Here is a 5,359-nt window from a genome sequence, read left to right on the forward strand (position 1 = left end):
CGAGGCCGGAGCGTGTCCTCTGGCCGAGGGTCGAGGAGCTCATCGAGGGGGCCACAGCCGGAGGACGACACGGCGAACAGCAGCGCCGCCAGCAGGACACTCGTCCCGCCGGGCCACGTGCCCGCTCGCGCTCTGTCGACCCCGACTCTCATGCGCCTCGTCCGGTGCTACTCGATGACCAGCGAATCCGACACTGTGTTACATCGACTGTCGGGAAGCGCAATTCTTCGGCCCGTGGAGTCCCCCGCTCCGTGCCGCCCCCGCTACCCTCCGCGGCCTTCCGCTACACCCCGAACCCGGAGAGTACGAGCATGGACATCAAGGCAGCGGTGGCGTTCGAACCCGGCAAGCCCCTGCGCATCGAGACGGTGCAACTCGAAGGGCCCAAGGCTGGCGAGGTGCTCGTCGAATTGAAGGCCACGGGCATCTGCCACACCGACGCGTACACCCTGTCCGGCAAGGACCCCGAAGGCCTCTTTCCCTCCATCCTCGGCCACGAGGGCGCGGGCGTGGTGGTGGACGTCGGCCCCGGTGTCACCTCACTCAAGAAGGGCGACCACGTCATCCCGCTCTACACGCCCGAGTGCCGCCAGTGTAAGTCCTGCCTGTCGCGCAAGACGAACCTCTGCACCGCCATCCGCGCCACGCAGGGCAAGGGCCTCATGCCCGATGGCACCAGCCGCTTCCGGCTCGGCAAGGACCCCATCCACCACTACATGGGCACGTCCACCTTCGCGAGCCACACGGTGCTCCCGGAGATCGCCCTGGCGAAGATTCGCGAGGACGCCCCCTTCGACAAGGTCTGCTACATCGGCTGCGGCGTCACCACGGGCGTGGGCGCCGTCGTCTACACCGCGAAGGTGGAGGCCGGCAGCCGCGTGGTCGTCTTCGGCCTGGGCGGCATCGGCCTCAACGTGGTGCAGGCCTGCCGCATGGTGGGCGCGGATCAGATCGTCGGCGTCGACCTCAATCCCTCCCGACGCGCCATCGCCGAGAAGTTCGGCCTCACCCACTTCGTCAACCCGAGCGAGGTGGGCGCGGACCTGGTGCCCTACCTCGTCAACCTCACCCAGGGCGGCGCCGACTACAGCTTCGAGTGCATCGGCAACGTGAACACCATGCGCCAGGCGCTCGAGTGCTGCCACCGGGGCTGGGGCGAGAGCATCGTCATCGGCGTCGCCGCCGCCGGAGAGGAGATCCGCACCCGTCCCTTCCAGCTCGTCACCGGGCGCGTGTGGAAGGGCAGTGCCTTCGGTGGCGCCCGCGGCCGCACCGACGTGCCCCGCATCGTCGACTGGTACATGGAGGGGAAGATCCAGGTCGACCCGCTCGTCACCCACACCCTCCCCCTCGAGCGCATCAACGAGGGCTTCGACCTGATGCACCGGGGCGAGTCCATCCGCACCGTGGTGAGGTACTCCTGATGGTCGCGTCGCCCCGGCTCGTCTCCGAGCACCGCTGCTTCGGCGGCACCGTCGCCTACTACCGCCATGACTCGCGGGTGTGTGGCGGCGAGATGCGCTTCTCCGTCTACCTCCCGCCCCAGGCCCAATCCGGCAAGGTGCCCGTCCTCTATTACCTCTCGGGCCTCACCTGCACCGAGGAGACCTTCCAGATCAAGGCCGGCGCGCATCGGCTCGCCGCCGAGCTGGGGCTGATGCTCGTCGTCCCCGACACCAGCCCACGCGACACCGGCATTCCGAATGAGAGCGCCGACTGGGAGGTAGGCACCGCCGCCGGCTTCTATGTGGACGCCACCCAGGCGCCCTGGGCCTCGCGCTTCCGCATGTTCAGCTACGTCACCGGTGAGCTGCCCGAGCTCGTGGGCGGGAGCTTCCCCGCTCGCATGGACCGCGAGGGCATCTTCGGCCACTCCATGGGCGGGCATGGCGCCCTCGTCTGCGCCCTGCGCCAGCCGGGCCGCTACCGCTCCGTCTCGGCCTTCTCGCCCATCTCCGCTCCCATACGTGCTCCCTGGGGACAGAAGGCCTTCACCACCTATATAGGTGGCGATACCGAAGCCTGGCGCGCGTGGGATGCCACCGAGCTCATCCGCGCCGCGCGCTCGCCCCTCCCGCCTCTCCTCGTGGACCAGGGCACGCGCGACAAGTTCCTCGGCGAGCAGCTCAAACCCGAACTCCTCCGAGAGGCCTGCGAGCAAGCGGGGCAGCCCCTGACACTCCGTTCCCAGGACGGCTACGACCACGGCTACTATTTCGTCTCGACCTTCATGGCGGACCATCTCCGCCACCACGCCGCCGCTCTAAACGCCTGAAATCGTAGAGGGTGCGTGCCTCCTCGCCGGGCGGGCCTTTCACCGGGCCCCCGTGCGTTCCAGAGGGTGCTGGGAAGGCGACTCAGCGCCCGCTTCAAGGAGGGCTGACAGGGGAGCAGCTCGGGAAGTTGGAAGGGGATCCATTTGTCCGTGCAGCCCAACCGGAACGAAAGGCCCGAGCTTGAAGCGTTTGCTGAAACTTGCCCCCTTCGCGCTGCTGCTGCCCACCCTGGCTTCCGCTTCTGTCGTGTGGAAGGGGGACTTCGAGACCGGCAACCTCTCGCAGTGGGACCGCGAGCAGAGTGTCTCCTCGAGCCGTCTCCAGGTGGTCAGCGCGTCCGTGCGAGAGGGTCGCTACGCGCTGAAGACCATCGTCCGACAGGGCGATGATCCCATCAACGCCAGCGGCAACCGCAACGAACTGCTCTACTTGAGCCGTGAGGCGACTGGCTCCGAGTACTTCTACAAGTGGAGCACCCTCTTCCCCAGCAGCTTTCCCCGCTCGTCGAAGTGGCAGATCTTCACCCAGTGGCACCACGACGGTAACGGTGGCTCCCCGCCGCTCGAGTTCTATGTCGTCAATGACGAGCTGCTCCTACGCGCGGGTGGCAGCAACGGGAAGATCGTCTACCGCGCTCCGCTCCGGCGAGAGCACTGGAATGACTTCGTCCTGCACGTGAAGTGGTCGCCCGACCCGCGCGTCGGCTTCCTCGAGCTGTACCACAACGGCAAGCTCGCCCTGCCCCTGACGAAGGTGGCCACCCAGTACTCGGGCCAGCGCAACTACCTCAAGCTCGGCCTCTACCGTGACGAGTCCATCGCCCCGGAGGGAGTCGTCCTCCACGACGGCTTCACCATGGCCACGAAGCTGGAGGACGTCATGCCTCCCGTTGTCGCCGCGCCGGCTCCCGTGACCAACCCCGCCCCCAGCCACCCCGCTCCCGTGACGAGGCCCGGTGAGGGCTCCGCTTCCGAGCAGCCCTCGCCCATCGCCCAGGTCCCCTCGAGCTCCGACGAGGCCACCCCGGGCTCCGGCGGCATCGTCCCGGATGACCCGATGCTCGGCACGGGCATGGTCCCCGCCGCGAGCTGCGGGGCCTCCTCCACCGGTGGCACGCCCCTGCTCGTCGTCGTCGCGCTCGCCCTGGTCGCGATGCTCGGCCGGCGCAAGCAGGCTCCCGCCTACGCGCGTGCGCGCCGCTCGCGCTCACCTCGGCGCTGAAGACCGTGGTGGGGTACTGAATACCCCGCCACGCCATGGCTCCCCCGCCATTGAAGCGGGCGTGAGGCCGGATGAAGATCCGGCCGCCGGGGGAGCCCCCCATGTCCCTCCGGCGCCCCGCCGCCTTCCGAGCGCGGCGTCTCCCCCTTCCGCGGTGCCGAGCGACATGAAGCCTCTGTCGGTGGTCCGGAGCGAGCCAGGTTCCACTTTCGTGGACATCCTGCGGAGGAGGGCCCATGAGCAGCCCTCACGCCGCGTCTTCACCCTGCTCGAGGACGGTGAGACGGAGTCCCTCCACCTGGACTTCGCCGGGTTGGAGCTGCGAGCCCGGGCCATCGCCGCCACGCTCCAGCGGCACGCCGCTCCCGGGGAGCGCGCCCTGCTCCTCTACCCCTTCGGGCTGGACTACATCGCCGCCTTCTTCGGGGCGCTGTACGCCGGCGTCGTGGCCGTGCCGGTGTATCCGCCGGACCCCTCCCGCCTGAACCGGACGCTGCCGCGCCTGCGCGCCATCGCCCAGGACTCCCGCGCCACGTTGGTGCTCACCACCGGCCCCATCCGCGAGCTCGTGGACGGGTTCGCCCATCAAGCACCGGAACTCGCCGCGCTGCGCTGGGTGGCCACCGACGCCCTGGTTCCCGACATCGAGCGGGAGTGGCGGCCTCCCGAGATGACGCCGGACTCGCTCGCCTTCCTCCAGTACACGTCCGGCTCCACCGCCGTCCCCAAGGGCGTGCGGCTCACCCACGGCAACCTGCTCCACAACTCCGCCATCATCCAGCGGGCCTTCGGCGGCACGGAGGAGTCCGTCGGCGTGAGCTGGCTGCCGCTGTACCACGACATGGGGCTCATCGGCTGCGTGCTCCAGCCCGTGTACACCGGCTTCCCCATCGTCCTGCTGCCTCCCGAAACCTTCCTTCAGAAGCCGCTGCGCTGGCTCCAGGCCATCTCCCGCTACCGAGGCACCCACAGCGGCGGGCCCAACTTCGCCTTCGACCTGTGCGTGCGCAAGGTGACGGCGGAGCAGCGTGAGTCGCTCGACTTGAGCTCGTGGCGCTATGCCTTCAACGCCGCCGAGCCCGTGCGCGCCGACACGCTGGAGCGATTCACGCGCCACTTCGCCCCCAGTGGCTTCCGTCCGGACGCGCCGCGTCCCCTGTACGGGCTGGCCGAGGCCACGCTGATGGTGACGGGCGGTTTGCCGGGCTCCCGCAGGACGGTGCGCACGGTGGACGGCGCCGCGCTGGGCTCATGGAGGGTCGCCGAGCTGCCCGAGGGGGCTCCGGGCTCGCGACGTCTGGTGGGCCTGGGCGGCCCGTGGCTGGAGCAGCAGGTCGTCATCGTGGACCCCGTCACGCACACCCGCTGCGCCCCGGACCGGGTGGGGGAAATCTGGCTCTCCGGCCCCAGCGTGGCCCAGGGCTACTGGAACCGTCCCGAGGAGACCGAGCACACCTTCCGCGCCCTGCGTGCCGACACCGGCGATGGCCCCTACCTGCGCACCGGAGACCTCGGCTTCCTCCACGAGGGCGAGCTGTTCTTCGCCGGCCGCATCAAGGACCTCATCATCATCCGGGGCCGCAACCACTACCCCCAGGACCTCGAGCGCACCGTCGAGGAGAGCCACCCCGCGCTGCGCCCCGGCTGCGGAGCCGCCTTCTCCATCGACTCTGGCCAGGAAGAGCGGCTCGTCGTCGTCCAGGAGGTCCAGCGCGGCCGCGAGGGTGACAACCTCGAGGACATCACCCACGCCGCCCGGCAGTCCGTGGCCGCCACCCATGGCATCCACCTGGACACGCTGGTGCTGGTGCGCCCCGGCACCATGTCCAAGACGTCCAGCGGCAAGATTCAGCGCAACGCCT

The 5,359-nt window shown here is 69.5% G+C and carries 4 protein-coding genes; all 4 read left to right on the forward strand.

The features are described from left to right. Positions 1-311 precede the first annotated feature (311 nt). The gene (locus VF794_RS02105; RefSeq protein WP_331107202.1) at positions 312-1,424 is read left to right on the forward strand and encodes an S-(hydroxymethyl)glutathione dehydrogenase/class III alcohol dehydrogenase; all 1,113 of its coding nucleotides are present in this window, start codon (positions 312-314) and stop codon (positions 1,422-1,424) included. After that, complete coding sequence (gene fghA / locus VF794_RS02110; protein ID WP_331107203.1) at positions 1,424-2,275, forward strand: S-formylglutathione hydrolase; 852 nt, start codon at positions 1,424-1,426, stop codon at positions 2,273-2,275. Before VF794_RS02105 ends, fghA begins: the two co-directional genes overlap by 1 nt. A 181-nt stretch (positions 2,276-2,456) precedes the next feature. Next, positions 2,457-3,497 carry a polysaccharide lyase gene (locus VF794_RS02115; RefSeq protein WP_331107205.1) on the forward strand — a complete coding sequence of 347 codons (1,041 nt, stop codon included), beginning with the start codon at positions 2,457-2,459 and terminating at the stop codon, positions 3,495-3,497. Positions 3,498-3,663: 166 nt separating this feature from the next. Next, positions 3,664-5,359 (forward strand): fatty acyl-AMP ligase (locus VF794_RS02120; protein ID WP_331107207.1); only part of this gene is annotated, 1,696 nt, incomplete at its 3' end.

Source organism: Archangium sp., from assembly GCF_036389735.1.
GTDB lineage: Bacteria > Myxococcota > Myxococcia > Myxococcales > Myxococcaceae > Archangium.